General features: G+C 34.6%; 11 protein-coding genes. 9 read left to right on the top strand and 2 right to left on the bottom strand.

Going from position 1 to position 16,303, the window contains the following annotated elements:
* Positions 1 to 409: 409 nt before the first annotated feature.
* The 6 genes from CW357_RS02745 (at position 410) to CW357_RS02770 (ending at position 7,668) form a co-directional block, all read left to right on the top strand.
* Positions 410 to 2,161 (top strand): 2-oxoacid:acceptor oxidoreductase subunit alpha, encoded by a 1,752-nt coding sequence (locus CW357_RS02745; RefSeq protein WP_119414358.1) that lies wholly within the window; start codon positions 410 to 412, stop codon positions 2,159 to 2,161.
* The gene (locus tag CW357_RS02750; protein WP_119414359.1) at positions 2,148 to 3,014 is read left to right on the top strand and encodes a 2-oxoacid:ferredoxin oxidoreductase subunit beta; all 867 of its coding nucleotides are present in this window, start codon (positions 2,148 to 2,150) and stop codon (positions 3,012 to 3,014) included. Before CW357_RS02745 ends, CW357_RS02750 begins: the two co-directional genes overlap by 14 nt.
* Positions 3,015 to 3,265: 251 nt before the next feature.
* Complete coding sequence (gene miaB / locus CW357_RS02755; protein WP_124217280.1) at positions 3,266 to 4,807, top strand: tRNA (N6-isopentenyl adenosine(37)-C2)-methylthiotransferase MiaB; 1,542 nt, start codon at positions 3,266 to 3,268, stop codon at positions 4,805 to 4,807.
* Complete coding sequence (locus tag CW357_RS02760) at positions 4,807 to 5,244, top strand: YlbF/YmcA family competence regulator (protein WP_119414361.1); 438 nt, start codon at positions 4,807 to 4,809, stop codon at positions 5,242 to 5,244. The genes miaB and CW357_RS02760 overlap by 1 nt, the downstream gene beginning before the upstream one ends.
* Before the next feature lie 197 nt (positions 5,245 to 5,441).
* Positions 5,442 to 6,044 (top strand): outer spore coat protein CotE, encoded by a 603-nt coding sequence (gene cotE / locus CW357_RS02765; RefSeq protein WP_124217363.1) that lies wholly within the window; start codon positions 5,442 to 5,444, stop codon positions 6,042 to 6,044.
* 295 nt (positions 6,045 to 6,339) lie between these two features.
* Complete coding sequence (locus CW357_RS02770; RefSeq protein ID WP_124217281.1) at positions 6,340 to 7,668, top strand: GntP family permease; 1,329 nt, start codon at positions 6,340 to 6,342, stop codon at positions 7,666 to 7,668.
* Between the two features lie 74 nt (positions 7,669 to 7,742).
* Here the strand turns inward: CW357_RS02770 and CW357_RS02775 are convergent, their stop codons facing one another.
* On the bottom strand, positions 7,743 to 8,588 hold the full coding sequence (locus tag CW357_RS02775) for a MurR/RpiR family transcriptional regulator (protein ID WP_124217282.1): 846 nt from the start codon (positions 8,586 to 8,588) through the stop codon (positions 7,743 to 7,745).
* 144 nt (positions 8,589 to 8,732) lie between these two features.
* On the opposite strand from CW357_RS02775, the gene gnd reads away from it, so the two are divergent.
* Positions 8,733 to 9,629 carry a phosphogluconate dehydrogenase (NAD(+)-dependent, decarboxylating) gene (gene gnd, locus CW357_RS02780; protein ID WP_119414364.1) on the top strand — a complete coding sequence of 299 codons (897 nt, stop codon included), beginning with the start codon at positions 8,733 to 8,735 and terminating at the stop codon, positions 9,627 to 9,629.
* A gap of 222 nt (positions 9,630 to 9,851) precedes the next feature.
* Here gnd and gntK read toward each other — a convergent pair whose 3' ends face one another.
* Entirely contained in the window at positions 9,852 to 11,387 is a 1,536-nt protein-coding gene (gntK, locus tag CW357_RS02785) for a gluconokinase (RefSeq protein ID WP_124217364.1), read from the bottom strand.
* Positions 11,388 to 11,699: 312 nt separating this feature from the next.
* Here gntK and mutS point away from each other — a divergent pair, with 312 nt between their 5' ends.
* A complete protein-coding gene (gene mutS / locus CW357_RS02790) occupies positions 11,700 to 14,363 on the top strand; it encodes a DNA mismatch repair protein MutS (protein ID WP_124217283.1) in 2,664 nt (887 codons plus the stop codon).
* A gap of 12 nt (positions 14,364 to 14,375) precedes the next feature.
* Positions 14,376 to 16,283 (top strand): DNA mismatch repair endonuclease MutL, encoded by a 1,908-nt coding sequence (gene mutL, locus CW357_RS02795; RefSeq protein WP_124217284.1) that lies wholly within the window; start codon positions 14,376 to 14,378, stop codon positions 16,281 to 16,283.
* Positions 16,284 to 16,303 lie beyond the last annotated feature (20 nt).

Consider the following 16,303-nt stretch of genomic DNA (forward strand, 5'->3'; position numbering starts at 1 on the left):
TCGAAAGCTCCTTTATTCTTTCGAATGAGGGAGCAAATTGACACGAGGTGCAAGCCGCTAAATTGTGAAAAATTTTATAGTAAGAATGATCATTACTTAAAAAGCGCATTCATAAATACACTTAATGTGAATTCTCATTGGTTCAAAATGATGAAAAATATTACATGATAAAATTGAATTAAATAATAAATAAAAATACCGGATAATTACTTCGGTATTTTTTTCTGTTTTTGATTAAAAATAATACATAAAAAGAAAGTAGTTTATTGAAAATTTATGAACGGACTTTTCCGTCAAAGGTCTGATTTTAGGAGAAATCATTTAATAACAATAGTTTCATCTGCATGTTCGTGATAAACTTATGAAGGATAAAAAGCTTATACGTGATATATTAAGGAGATGTTGATCGATGTTACATCAGCTTTCTTGGAAAGTCGGTGGGCAACAAGGGGAAGGTATTGAAAGTACTGGAGAAATTTTCTCTACAGCGATGAACCGTTTAGGTTACCACTTATATGGTTATCGTCACTTTTCTTCCCGCATTAAAGGTGGCCATACGAATAATAAAATTAACGTACGTACGTCAACTGTACATACGATTCCAGATGACTTAGATATTTTGGTAGCATTTGACCAAGAAACAATCGAGGTTAACTATAAAGAACTAACAAAAGATGGTGTTATTTTAGCAGATGCTAAATTTAAACCTGTAAAACCTGAAGATTGCCTAGCAGAACTATATATTGTTCCATTTACTGAAATTGCAACTGAACTAGGAACTTCACTTATGAAAAACATGGTTGCAATAGGTGCAACAGCAGCCCTTATGAACCTTAAAGATGAAGTTTTCCAAAGTGTTGTTAACGAAATCTTTGGCCGTAAAGGTGAAGCAGTAGTTCAAAAGAATATGGAAGCAATTGCAAAAGGTCATCAAATGATGAATGAGTTATTAAAGGAACAAGTTGGTAAATTTGAACTTGAACCTGGCGATGGTAAACACAGATTATTTATGATTGGTAACGAAGCAATTGCTCTAGGTGCATTAGCTGCAGGCTCTCGTATAATGAGTGCATACCCTATTACACCAGCTTCTGAAATTATGGAATACCTAATTAAAAAGTTACCTAAATTTGGTGGTACTGTGATTCAAACAGAAGATGAAATTGCAGCTGCTACTATGGCCATTGGTGCTAGCTACGGTGGTGTACGTGCATTTACAGCATCTGCAGGTCCTGGTTTATCATTAATGATGGAAGCGCTTGGCTTAGCAGGAATGACAGAAACACCACTTGTTGTTGTAGATACACAACGTGGTGGTCCATCAACTGGTCTTCCAACAAAACAAGAACAATCTGACTTAATGGCTATGTTGTATGGTACACATGGTGAAATTCCAAAAGTCGTTATTGCACCGTCAACTGGTGAAGAAGCGTTTTACGATATGATTCAAGCATTCAATATTGCAGACGAATTACAACTACCAGTAATTGTTCTTTCAGATTTACAACTTTCACTTGGTAAACAAACAGTAGAACCGTTCGATTACTCTAAAATCAAGATTAACCGTGGTAAATTAAACTTGGATGAACTTCCAGAATTAGAAGATAAACAATACTTCAAACGATATGAAGTAACGGAAGATGGTATTTCTACACGTGTAGTTCCTGGTCAAAAATATGGTATTCACCATGTTACAGGGGTAGAACATAACGAAGAAGGAAAACCTTCTGAAGCAGCTGGAAATCGTAAGAAACAAATGGACAAACGTTTCCGTAAATTACAATATGTTCATTTTGATACACCGGTATTTACTGATGCACCAAACGAAGAGGCTGATGTTCTTTTAGTAGGTTTTGGTTCTACCAAAGGTGCAATTGAAGAAATTCGCCCAATGCTAGATGCTGAAGGTATTAAAACAAATCATGCACATATTCGATTGATCCATCCATTCCCTGTTGAAGAAATGAAACCATTAATCGATCATGCTAAAAAAGTTATTGTTGTTGAAAATAATGCAACTGGCCAATTAGCTAATATTATGAAATTGAACATGGGACACCACGATAAAATTATAAACTTAACAAAATATGACGGTACACCATTCCTACCATTGGAATTACTTGGCCGCGTAAAGGAGTTGCTAACTGATGGTAACATTTAAGGATTTTCGTAATACAGTTAAACCTAACTGGTGCCCAGGATGTGGTGATTTTTCAGTGCAAGCAGCAATTCAACGTGCTGCAGCAAATCTTGACATTCAACCACATGAACTAGCAGTAGTTTCAGGCATAGGTTGTTCAGGTCGTTTATCAGGCTATATCAATTCATATGGCTTACACGGTATCCACGGTCGTGCATTACCAATCGCACAAGGATTAAAAATGGCAAATCGTGATTTAAACGTTATTGCTACAGGTGGTGACGGAGATGGCTTTGCAATCGGTATGGGACATACAATCCATTCAATCCGACGCAACATCGATATCACTTATGTCGTGATGGATAACCAAATCTACGGATTAACAAAAGGTCAAACATCACCTCGTTCAGCTGCTGGCTTTGTCACAAAATCAACACCAGGTGGTGCAATTGAACCATCATTAAAACCATTAGAAGTAGCACTTTCTTCTGGAGCTACATTTGTTGCACAAAGTTTCTCAACAGACTTGAAAGAACTAACAGCAATTATTGAAGCAGGTATGAAGCATAAGGGATTCTCATTTATCAATGTATTTAGCCCGTGCGTAACTTACAATAAAGTGAACACATATGATTGGTTCAAAGAACATATTACAAAACTTTCAAGTATTGAAGGCTACGATTCATCAAATCGTGCAGAAGCGATGAAAACAGTAATGGAACACGAAGGTCTTGTTACTGGAATCATTTATCAAAATGATGATGAACTTTCTTACCAAGAAAAAGTAATTGGATATCATGAAGAACCATTAAATAAAGCTGATATCATGATTAAAGAAGAAGAACTAAATGAACTAATGAAAGAATTTATCTAGTTTAAATTCCGTTAGCAAAAAAATCACTCATTCATGAAAATGATTGAGTGATTTTTTCTTTTTAAGAATTATTTTGAACGAAAGAAAACGTTAATTCCTAAATTTAATTTATATATGTAAATAGATATGCCTTCTTTTATGAATTTACCATTAATATGTACATTCCTTAACAATTCATGCTAATTCTTGTGAGAATAGTATATCTTTCAGTATAATATAGTAATGGGTACTCGAACGAAAGGGGTTTACCGATGAATGAAGAACAACGACTTGCCAGTCAGCAAGTAAATACAAAATCTACGTCAACAGCAGAGAAAGACTATAGTAAGTACTTTCAATCTGTTTATGCTGCGCCATCTTTAAAAGATGCAAAGAGACGTGGGAAAGAAGAAGTGCAATACCATAAGGATTTTAAAATCGATGAAAAGTTCCGTGGAATGGGAACAGGACGCAAATTTTTAATTCGCACATATGGTTGCCAAATGAATGAACATGATACGGAAGTGATGGCAGGTATTTTCATCCAGCTTGGATATGAGCCAACAGAAGATGTAAAGGAAGCCAACGTAATCTTAATGAATACATGTGCCATTCGTGAAAATGCTGAAAATAGAGTTTTCGGTGAACTAGGACATTTAAAACCTTTAAAACGTGAAAATCCCGATTTATTAATTGGTGTTTGTGGTTGTATGTCACAAGAAGAAGCAGTTGTAAAGAAAATATTAAAAACATATGACCAAGTAGATATGATTTTCGGAACACATAATATTCACCGTTTGCCAGAAATTTTAAATGAAGCATACTTATCTAAAGAAATGGTAGTTGAAGTATGGTCTAAAGAAGGAGACATCATTGAAAACCTTCCTAAAGTACGAAAAGGTCATACAAAAGCATGGGTTAACATTATGTATGGATGCGACAAATTTTGTACGTATTGTATCGTGCCATATACACGCGGAAAAGAACGAAGTCGATTACCAGAAGATATTATCCAGGAAGTTCGTAGTCTAGCAGCTCAAGGTTACAAAGAAATTACTTTACTAGGTCAAAATGTTAATGCTTATGGTAAAGACTTTGAAAATCGTAATTATCGACTTGGTGATTTAATGGATGAATTACGTCTAATAGATATTCCACGTATTCGTTTTACAACAAGTCATCCGAGAGACTTTGATGATCATTTAATCGAAGTACTAGCGAAAAAAGGTAATCTAGTAGAGCATATACACTTACCAGTACAATCTGGATCTAGTGATATGTTGAAAATTATGGCACGTAAATATACACGTGAAAGTTATTTAGAACTTGTCAAAAAAATTCGAAAAGCTATGCCAGATGTAGCACTTACAACGGATATTATTGTAGGCTTCCCAAATGAAACAGAAGAACAGTTTGAGGAAACACTTTCTTTATATAAAGAAGTGGGATTTGAAATGGCTTATACCTATGTATATTCTCCACGTGAAGGTACACCGGCTGCCAAGATGAAAGATAATGTACCACTTGAAGTGAAAAAGGATAGGCTTCAACGATTAAACAAAGTAGTAAATGAATATTGTGCCGAAGCTTTAAAGAAATATGATGGTCAAATTGTTGAAGTATTAGTTGAGGGTGAAAGTAAAAAGAACCCAGAAGTATTAGCTGGATATACAAGAAAAAATAAACTCGTTAACTTTGTAGCACCGAAAGAAGTCATTGGAGAACTTGTAAAAGTTAAAATAACTGATGCAAAAACATGGTCTTTACAAGGTGAATTTATCGAAGTAGTATCGAGTCAAGAGGTGAAAGCATAATGACAGGAAAACTATACACAAAAGATGATATTATTGAAAAAGCTCATGAAATTGCACATATGATTGCAAATACTGAAGAAGTTGAATTTTTTAAACGTGCAGAAGCACAAATAAACGAAAATCAATTTGTTCGAGAAAAAATCGCAAGTTTAAAAAGTTTACAAAAGCAAGCGGTGAATTTCCAACATTACGGAAAAGAAAAAGCGCTAAAATTGATCGAAGAGAAAATTGAAAAAATCGAAAAAGAAATCGATGCTCTTCCAATAGTGGTTGAATTTAAACAATCTCAAGGTGACGTTAATGATTTATTGCAACTAGTAGCAAATTCTATTGCTAACAATGTGACAGATGAAATTGTCGAATCAACTGGTGGCGATGTTTTACGTGGTGAAACAGGCTCTAAAGTTCGCAATTCTGAGCCTGGAAGTTGTTCATAAAAATAAATTTTTATAGATTTATAAATACAAGAAAAGGATGCCGATACAATAGGCATCCTTTTTTTCGCCAAAGGCCATATTCATGTCTCAAAATAAATTGATTTTTTATAGCTTTCGACATTTTCTTAACGAATTAGGCACCCACTAGGCTAATAGCGCATATGATGTGGTGAACGGGAGATAAAGGAGGAATCATGCTGAGACAGTTACGTCATATTGTGACCAAAGCAGTGATTGCAAAGGGAAAAAAGAGAACAGAATCTTGTGAAACATTACGTCCACCAAATAGTCCATCAAGTATTTTAGGTTGCTGGGTGATCAATCATACTTACTCCGCTAAGAAGAATGGAAAATTTGTAGAAGTATCAGGCAAGTGTGAGATCAATGTATGGTATGCATATAATAACCATTGTAAAACAGCGGTATTTTCTGAAACGATTCCTTATCGTGATCGTATCAAGCTCCATTATCGCGATGACGAGTCTTCAGGAAAAGAAGAAGTTCATATTCGCGTATTACAACAACCAAATTGTATTGAAGCAGTAATTGGACCAGATGGTGAAACTTTTGTGGTTACTATTGAAAGAGAGTTATTAGCGGAAGTGGTTGGGGAAACAACAATTTGTATCAGTATTCACCCAATGGAGTATGAAGAAGATTGGAACTTTGAAGATGAAAGTTCATCATCCAGTTCTTCAAAATCGCCAAAATCTCACAAATCATCCGGCTCATCTAGTTCGAGCTCATCCAGTTCATCATCAGATTTATCTGATTTAGAATCATCATCATTTCATAGATAAACAACTTTAGGGGCTATCCGTAAAATAGGATTGCCCCTATATTTTATGGAGAATGTTTTATTTCAGTACATTTTTTAAAAAGAAAAATTTTTCAAGAAAGAATTAGATAATGAAAAAACAACTCAAAATTACGTTCAAAAGTAAACGCCAAAAAGTAAGAGTAAATCAAATGTATTATAACAGTATCTATAAATAAAATTTTTTTCTTAAAAAATATTGATTTAGAAAAATTTTTTTCGTATAATTGAATCTATGAAAATGCTTACATAAATTGTAGAGTACAGGGGAGGATAAAATGGACGCATATTTATTAATTATCACATTATTAGCGATAGTTATTGTTATAGTCGGTGTATCAGTTTTTAAATGGCACGCATTTATTAGTCTACTTATTGCTAGTCTTTTCCTAGCGATTTTTAGCGGCATGAAACTTGATGAAATTGTTCAAGCATATGAAACAGGTGTGGGCGGAACTCTTGGACACCTAATTGGAATCATTGCCTTAGGTGCGATTTTAGGTAAGATGCTAGCAGAATCTGGAGCTGGTTTGAAAATTGCCAATTTCTTTATTAAAGTATGCGGTGAAAAGAAACTACCATGGGCAATGTTCTTCTCAGGATTTGTTATTGGTATTCCTGTATTTTTCGAAGTCGGAATATTAATCTTACTGCCACTTGTTATCTCTATTCAAAAAGCTTCAAAGAAAAATATATTATTAATTGGATTACCAGCTATCGCTGGATTATCAATTGTTCATGGTTTAGTACCTCCACATCCAGGTGCTGTGGCTGCAATTGGTATCTACGGTGCTAATTTAGGTAAAGTGTTGCTTTATTCATTAATTATTGCAATTCCTGCAGGTATTATCGGAGGACCTCTTTATGCAAAATATATTAGTAAACGAGTAGCCCCCGAAGAAGAACCAGAATTTGTGCATGTAGAAGAAAAAAACGATGATCAAATGCCTGGTACTTTTATTTCATTCTTCTCCATTTTACTTCCTGTACTTTTAATGGTTTTGGGAACAATGGCTCCATATATGCATGTTGGCAAAACTATTAAAGATGCATTTACATTTATCGGTAGTCCGATTATAGCACTACTTATTTCAGTCTTTTCAGCTTATTATTTCCTAGGTTATAGACTTGGACAAGATAAAAAAGCTATTAAGAAGTTTACAGAGGATTGTTTAGTACCGGTAGGCTCCATTGTATTAATCATTGGTGCTGGTAGTGGATTTAAACAAGTTCTTATTGACAGTGGTGTTGGCGAAACAATTGGACACTTAGCAGAAAATTTATCGGTTTCTCCGCTAGTATTAGCATTTGTAATTGCAGGAATGATAAGAATTGCTACAGGATCAGCAACAGTGGCATTAACAACTGCTGCTGGCATCGTTTCACCAATTATTGCGAATATGACAAATGTTAATTTAGAATTATTAGTAATTGTTACAGGAGCTGGCTCATTAATGTTCTCACATGTTAATGATGCTGGATTCTGGATGGTGAAAGAGTATTTAGGATTATCTATTAAAGAGACTTTTAAAACTTGGACAGCTTTAGAAACAATTCTTTCATTTGTAGCATTTGCTTGTGCGTTAATTATTAATGCAGTCATTTAAGTTATTAGAAAAATAGAATGGAAGAATGAAAAAGGAGAAGATTGTGTATAACACAATATCTTCTCCTTTTTTTCTTAAATACGGGTTTGTGAAATAGCCTGGCGCATTTTTTTTAGTGCAGGGTTGGCGATGTCTTTTCGTCGGACCATCGTGTTAACATATAGAGCATCAATGATACTTAGTTGTCCAATTCTTGAAGATAAGGCTTCTGATCGATATTCAGTCTCTTCTGAACTTGTATAAAGTGCAACTTGCGCTAATTGACTAATCGGTGATTTTGGAAATCCTGTAATGGCGATTACAGAAGCGCCATTTTCTTTTGCAGTTTTAGCAATTTGAAGTGTATCTCGATTACGGCCGGAATGTGAGATTACGATAGCTAAATCGTCTTTTGATAATTGAGATGCGGACATTAGTTGGAAATGTGAATCTATAAAAGCAAAACATTTAACACCTGTTCTAATAAATTTATGGTAAGCATCCATAGCGATTACGGAAGAACCACCTGTACCATAAAAATAAATATGTTTTGCTTGATTCATTAACTTTACTGTTTTATTAATAGAAGTTTCATCTAAAATATGCATTGTATTTTCAAGTGTTTGTATATTTGATTTGAAAATTTTTTCGAAGATTGTTTTTTCATTATCTTGATCTGATATTTCCTCATGAATTTGTTGGATTGGGGTAATTACTTCAGAGGCTAATGCAATTTTCATTGCTTGGTAGCCTTTAAAACCTAAGCGCTTACAAAAGCGGAAAACCGTTGCATCTGCAATATTTAAATCAGCAGATACTTCATTAATAGTCTTATTAATGATACGTGAGGGATCTTCTTGAATATAATCTGCAATTTTCTTTTCCTTTTCGCTTAAGCGAGGATAAAGAGAATTGATTTTTTTTATAGTATTTTGAGTCATAAAGGAAGTCCTTTCAAATAATGATAGTACCTGTAGTATAGCATATTCAAAAATAAGAAAAAAATTTTCTTCATTTGTTTTAACAAATGAAATTATTTTTAGTATAATTAGATTAAGACTTGTTAAAAAAGAGGAGCGTTTAAGATGAATATTGGTTTAGTTGGATTAGGGAAAATGGGATATAATCTTGGATTAAATTTAATGAAACATCAACATACAGTATCAGCTTTTGATGTTAATGAGGAGGCAGCAAAAAACTTTACAGCTGAAGGTGGAAATACTTTTTCATCGTTACAAGAATTAGTTAATGCTCTTCCAAAACCTCGTGTCATATGGTTAATGGTACCAGCTGGTGAGATTACAATTAGTACAATTGAACAATTAAAGGGAATGCTTGAAGCGGGAGATATTTTAATTGATGGAGGAAATTCGCATTACAAAGAAGCTATTAGTTTTGCAGAAGATTTAAAGCAAAAAGGCATCTTTTTCATGGATATCGGTACTAGTGGAGGCACTTCAGGAGCTTTAAATGGAGCTTGTATGATGATTGGTGGAGAAGAACAAGCATTTAAGGTAATCGAACCATTTATCAAAGACATTTGTGTAGATAAAGGATACTTATATGCGGGCAAAACAGGAAGTGGTCATTTCTTAAAAATGATTCATAATGGAATTGAATATGGTATGATGCAAGCAATTGCAGAAGGATTCGAAGTGCTTGAAAAAAGTCCATTTGACTATGACTATGAAAAAGTAGCTGAAATGTGGAACCATGGATCTGTTATTCGTTCTTGGTTAATGGAACTAACACAAAATGCTTTTTCTAAAGATCCAAAACTTGATGAAATTAAAGGGGTTATGCATTCTTCTGGTGAAGGAAAGTGGACAGTTGAAACAGCTCTAGAGTTAAAAGCACCTGTACCTGTGACAACACTTGCTTTAATGATGCGTTATCGCTCTTTAGAAGAAGACACATTTACTGGGAAAGTAGTGGCAGCACTCCGTAACGAATTTGGTGGTCATGCTGTTGAAAAGAAATAATTAAATTAAGATTTATAAGGGTTAGGAAAAAACTAACTTGGAAAAATGAAAAGCATCGAAAATTTTACGATCAGTGAAATTTTCGGTGCTTTGTTTTTAGTCTGAGTTTTAGCATGAAAAATCCGAACTAGAACTTTTAATATATATTCACATAAGTGTGGTATTAAGATTCAATTAAAAAGGATATCGCTAATTCCAATTTGGATATCTTTAAATTAATCCTTATTTTACCCATTTTTCTTGGAATTTCGTAATATCCTGATACTCTTGCTCAAGTAAACGTGAAATTCGAATAAAGATAGGGATTAGTTCAATATATATATTAACATTTTCTTCAATAGGATTGTGTATATGAGTAGAACCGACCCATTCAGATATGATTGAGAAGTCATCAATTTCACCTAATGCATACATACCAAGTACAATTGCACCAAGACATGAACTTTCAAAGCTTTCTGGAACTGAAACTTCTTGATTGAATATATCAGCCATCATTTGACGCCAAAGTTCAGAACGTGCAAATCCACCTGTAGCTTGAATTTTGTTCGGTATCCCAATAACTTCTTGTAAGGCGATAAAAACAGTATAGAGATTGAAAATAACCCCTTCCAATACTGCACGAATCATATGTTCTTTCTTATGATGTAAACCTAATCCAAAAAACGATCCACGAGCATTGGCATTCCATAATGGAGCGCGTTCTCCTGCTAAATAAGGATGGAATAATAAGCCATCTGATCCCGGTTTTACATTTGATGCAATGCGAGTTAAAACATCATAAGCATCGATACCTAAGCGTTTAGCAGTTTCCACTTCGGAAGCGGCCAATTCATCTCGTACCCATCTAAAAGTCATACCACCATTATTTACCGGGCCACCAACTACCCAATGTTTGTCGGTAAGCACATAGCAGAAAATACGCCCTTTTGGATCTGTTATAGGGTGATCGGTTACTGTACGTATAGCACCACTTGTGCCAATTGTTACGGCGACCACACCAGGATCTATCGCATTAACCCCTAGGTTTGATAGGACTCCATCATTTGCACCAATCACAAAAGGAATGTTTGAAGGAATTCCAATTTCCTCTACGATTTCTTCCTTTAATCCATCTAAAAAATACGTAGTTGGAACAAGCTCAGAAAATTGGTCGGACGAAATCCCGGCTACTTCTAAAGCGGTTTCATCCCAATCGTTATTCTTAAGGTTGAACATTCCAGTAGCAGAAGCTATAGAGTGATCTACAAGATATCGACCGAAAAAGTCATGGAATACATATTCCTTCATACTAATAAATTTAAATGTTTTTTGGAAAATCTCTGGTTTTTCATGTTGTAACCAAGTAATTTTACAAAGTGGAGACATTGGATGAATAGGGGTTCCAGTACGTCTATAAATTTCATGACCATTCATTTCATTTTTGATTTTTTCTGACCAATCTGTCGCACGAGTATCTGCCCAAGTGATGCAATTTGTCAAAGGTTTACCGTTTTTATCAATAGCAATAACACTATGCATGGCTGCACTAAACGAAACAAGTCTTAATGTATTTACATCAATCTTACTTTTTTGAATAGCTACGCGAATAGCTTCTTTGACGGCAACTAAAATTTCATCAGGGTCTTGTTCTGCAACATTTGGGGTAGGACTGTACAATGGATAGCCAGCATGATGCATGCTGATAACTTGCCCTTTGTTACCAAAAAGTACTGCCTTCGTGCAAGTAGTACCTATATCAACGCCTAAATAATAAGCCATTTTTCCCATTGCTAGATTAATCTCCTTTATATAAAACATGAATATCGAAAATATTTTCTTTTGGATATTATATTTCAGAAAAAATATTTCCTACTATACTATATTACTGGACTTAAAGAATTAATAAAAGGAATTCGGATGAAATAATATAATAGTCATCTATTTGACAAAGTTTCATAAATAATTTGTATTTATTTATTTTTTTCTACAAAAGAGACTTCTCAAAATACAATCTATCATACATTATAAAACGATTTTTCGACATTGATTTGTTATAATAAAGATATGATATAGGAACATAAGAGAGGGAATATAATGGCTTACACTCCAATGGTGCAACAATATTTACAAGTAAAAGCAGATTATCAAGATGCTTTTTTATTTTTCCGTTTAGGAGATTTTTATGAAATGTTCTTTGATGATGCTTTAAAGGCATCACAACTTTTAGAAATAACATTGACAAGTAGAGATGCAGGAATGAAAGAACGCATCCCAATGTGTGGGGTACCTTACCATTCAGCACAAAATTATATCGAAACACTTGTTCAAAAGGGCTATAAAGTAGCAATTTGTGAACAAACAGAAGACCCGAAATTGGCGAAAGGTGTTGTAAAACGAGAAGTTATTCAACTAATTACACCTGGGACAATAATGGAAGGTAAAGCGATTGAAGGAAAATCTAATCACTTTATCGCCTCTGCTACAAAACTAAAAGAAAGTGAGTTTGCATTTTGTTATCTGGATTTGTCAACAGGAGAATCGACGACTACATTTGTAGAAGGAGATAAAAAAGATTTAATCCAACAACTGCAGGCGTTTAATATTCGTGAATTAGTAGTTAAAAATGATCTATATGAAGAAATACAAGAATTAGCTGAAACTTATTCAATTGTACTTTCTCTTGAAAATGAAGGAATGACAGAAGAAAATAGCTTTGTCTATTTGAAACAAGCTCCACAAGAATTACATGAAGCTTGTCGAATTTTACTTCACTATATTGAACGTACACAAATGCGCTCACTCTCACATATTCAACCTTTTTCCTATCATGAAGTGAAAAATTACTTGAATATTGATACAAACTCTAAACGTAATTTAGAACTGATTCAATCATTACGTGGAGAACAAAAAGGGACTTTACTATGGCTGCTTGATGAAACTGCAACAGCAATGGGCGGAAGAAAATTAAAACAATGGCTACATCAACCATTAGCGAATCGCAATGCAATTGAAAAACGTTTAAATATTGTAACAGATTTGTTAGAAGAATATTTTATACGCACTGAACTACAAGAATTACTTAAAAACGTCTACGACTTAGAACGCTTAGCAGGACGGGTAGCTTTTGGTAGTGTTGGTGGTCGTGATTTAGCTCAATTACGTGAATCATTACGACAAGTTCCAGCTATAAAAGAGCTACTATTAAATTCAAAAAAAGACTATTTAGTACCACTCGGTCAAGCTTTAGATTTATGTGATGATGTAGAAAGCTATTTAAGTAACGCAATTACGGATCATCCGCCTATTTCTATAAAAGAGGGGGATGTGATTCGTGAAGGTTTCAATGAAAAACTTGATGAATTACGCTATGCTTCACGAAACGGAAAAGACTGGATTGCACAACTAGAGCGAAAAGAACGAGAAGTAACAGGCATCAAAAACTTGAAAATAGGTTATAACCGAATATTTGGATACTATATCGAAGTAACGAAGTCTAACATTGGCTTAGTTGACCTTACGAGATATGAACGCAAACAAACTTTAGCAAATGCTGAACGTTATATTACAGGAGAGCTAAAAGAAAAAGAAGCTATTATTTTAAATGCAGAGGAAGAAAGTCTACAACTAGAATATCAATTGTTTACAGAAATTCGTGAGTACTTAAAACAATTCATTCCTCGTCTACAAGCATTAGCATCTGATATTAGTGAGCTAGATGTATTTACTAGTTTTGCAGTCGTTACTGAGAAGTATCATTTTACAAAACCAACATTCCATGAAGGTCGTGCGCTAAAAATTATCAATGGTCGTCACCCTGTTGTGGAAAAAATGATTAATAAGAACTTATATGTACCGAATGATTGTGTGCTAGATACAGCTCAAAACATGATGCTGATTACAGGCCCGAATATGTCTGGTAAAAGTACGTATATGCGTCAAGTGGCATTAATAACAGTAATGGCGCAAATGGGCTGTTATGTACCAGCAGACGAAGCAGAGCTTCCAATCACCGATCAAATTTTCACACGAATAGGGGCTGCAGATGACTTAGCAGGTGGACAAAGTACTTTTATGGTAGAAATGTTAGAATCACAACATGCCATTACAAATGCGACAGCTAATAGCCTATTACTATTCGATGAAATCGGTCGTGGTACATCTACTTATGATGGTATGGCATTGGCACAATCTATGATGGAATATATTCATAACGAAATAGGGGCAAACACATTATTCTCAACACATTACCATGAGTTAACAGCATTAGAAAATGAGTTAGAGCGACTTCAAAATGTACATGTATCAGCAGCAGAACAAGACGGTAAAGTAGTGTTCTTGCACAAAGTTAAAAAAGGTCCTGCAGATAAAAGTTATGGTATCCATGTTGCAGAATTAGCACAATTACCAAAACCTATTATTAACCGTGCGCGAGTCTTATTGGCTGAATTTGAATCTTCAGATGTAGAACCAATTATTCGTCATAAAGAGGTTGCGGCTACAGTTTCTATCCAAAAAGAGATACCGAAAGAAGAAACTCCAAAATCTCACGAGTCAACTGTCCGTGAAGAAAATGCCACACAACTCTCTCTTTTTGAAGAGGCGGATCCGGTTAAAAAAGAAAAATTGGCGACTGAACTATCAACTGTCGAAAAAGAAGTTCTTGATCAGTTAAAACGATTAAATATATCAGGAACAACACCTATGGATGCATTACAACTTGTTTATGCGTTACAGCAATCGTTATTACAAAAATAGGAGATGCTTAATATGGGACATATTCATATAATGGATGAATTTTTGTCCAATAAAATTGCAGCAGGTGAAGTGGTTGAGCGCCCTTCCTCTGTTGTGAAAGAATTAGTCGAAAATGCAATTGATGCAGGAAGTACATCTATTGAAGTAGTATTAGAAGAAGCTGGAATGACTTCTATTCAAGTCATAGATAACGGCTGTGGTATGGACGAAGATGATGCTTTAGTATCTTTCCAACGTCATGCCACTAGTAAGATAAATAATGAACATGATTTATTTCGTATTCGAACTCTTGGCTTCCGCGGCGAAGCATTAGCGAGTATTGCCTCTGTATCGAAAGTAGATTTAATCACATCGAATGGAGAAGATGGCATAGAAGTTCATCTTGAAGGCGGTCATGTAATTGAAAAGAAACCAGGTTCTCTTCGAAAGGGTACGGATATAACAGTTTCTCAACTCTTCTTTAATACACCTGCACGTTTAAAATATATGAAAACAATTCAGACCGAACTTGGGCATACTATTGACTTGATGAATCGTTTAGCGCTTTGTTATCCGAATATCGCATTTAAACTGACACATCATGATCATGAACTTTTACAAACAAACGGGCGTGGAGATTTACGTCATGTTCTTGCAGCCATTTATGGGGTTGCAAATGCCAAAAAAATGGTTCATTTTGAAGGAGAGTCTAAAGATTATAAGATTTCTGGCTATGCAACTATACCGGAAATCACACGTGCATCCAAAAATTATATGTCCATATTTGTCAATGGACGTTGGGTTCGTCATTACACTATACAAAAGGCAATTATCGATGCTTACCATACGTTTTTACCTATTGGTAGATTCCCAATTTCAGTTATTCATATTGAAGGGGATCCATTTTTGACAGACGTCAATGTACATCCTGCAAAGCAGCAAATTCGCTTGAGTAAGGAAGCGGATTTAATGCAGCTAATTGAGCAGTCTTTGCATAAAGCTATTCGTAATTCAATGCAAGCACCTGAAATTGCCCAAAAAAAGAAAAAAGCTGCACCATCTACAGAGCAGATTAATTTCTGGAAAACGATTAATTATAATACGACGAATATGCCACAGTTCAACGAAAAACCTAAACAAGCCGAAAATTTAAGTGAACCCATTTCTTCTAATCTTCAAGATGAAATAATAAATCACCCAGAATCAGAAAAAGGTTTTACAGTAGAAGAAAGCTGGGAAGAAATTAAAGAGTCGCAAGGGATCAATAAAATAAGCGAAGAAACGCAAGATATTTGGTCAACAAATTCAAAGGATGAAGAAATTGAAGAAATCGTCCCAACTGAAACACCTAAAGATCCATTTCCAGAACTTGAAATTGTAGGGCAAATTCATGGGACTTATATTGTTGCACAAAGTGAAGATGGCTTTTATTTAATTGATCAGCATGCTGCACAAGAACGTATAAAATATGAATATTTTAAAGAGAAGGTCGGAGAGGTAAATGCTGATGAGCGTCAAACACTTTTATTGCCATTAACTTTCCACTATTCTGCTGACGAAGCATTAACATTAAAGGAAAACAAAAAAGCTTTAGAAGAAGTAGGCGTTTATCTTGAAGAATTCGGTCAAAACTCATTTGTAGTACGTGAATATCCAACATGGTTTCCAAAAGACTTTGAATCAGAAATTATTGAAGAATTAATCGAACAGGTCTTAAAAGAACGTAAAACGGATATAAAAAAACTTCGAGAAGCAGCTGCTATAATGATGAGTTGTAAACGTTCGATAAAAGCAAATCACTATTTAGATAAGACTCAAATGGAAAGATTATTACAAGATTTAAAAACAAGGGTAAATCCATTTACTTGTCCACATGGTAGACCAGTAATTGTTCATTTTAGAACGTATGAAATTGAAAAAATGTTTAAACGTGTAATGTAATGAGTAAAGGTCAGAGGAGG

Origin of the sequence: Rummeliibacillus sp. TYF005, assembly GCF_003844195.1 — a bacterium.
GTDB lineage: Bacteria > Bacillota > Bacilli > Bacillales_A > Planococcaceae > Rummeliibacillus.

Bases quoted from the DNA above. Each gene is read 5' to 3' on its own strand.
- CW357_RS02745 (WP_119414358.1), top strand. From the start codon at position 410: ATGTTACATCAGCTTTCTTGGAAAGTCGGTGGGCAACAAGGGGAAGGT.
- CW357_RS02750 (WP_119414359.1), top strand. From the start codon at position 2,148: ATGGTAACATTTAAGGATTTTCGTAATACAGTTAAACCTAACTGGTGC.
- miaB (WP_124217280.1), top strand. From the start codon at position 3,266: ATGAATGAAGAACAACGACTTGCCAGTCAGCAAGTAAATACAAAATCT.
- CW357_RS02760 (WP_119414361.1), top strand. From the start codon at position 4,807: ATGACAGGAAAACTATACACAAAAGATGATATTATTGAAAAAGCTCAT.
- CW357_RS02770 (WP_124217281.1), top strand. From the start codon at position 6,340: ATGGACGCATATTTATTAATTATCACATTATTAGCGATAGTTATTGTT.
- CW357_RS02775 (WP_124217282.1), bottom strand. From the start codon at position 8,588: ATGACTCAAAATACTATAAAAAAAATCAATTCTCTTTATCCTCGCTTA.
- gnd (WP_119414364.1), top strand. From the start codon at position 8,733: ATGAATATTGGTTTAGTTGGATTAGGGAAAATGGGATATAATCTTGGA.
- gntK (WP_124217364.1), bottom strand. From the start codon at position 11,387: ATGGCTTATTATTTAGGCGTTGATATAGGTACTACTTGCACGAAGGCA.
- mutL (WP_124217284.1), top strand. From the start codon at position 14,376: ATGGGACATATTCATATAATGGATGAATTTTTGTCCAATAAAATTGCA.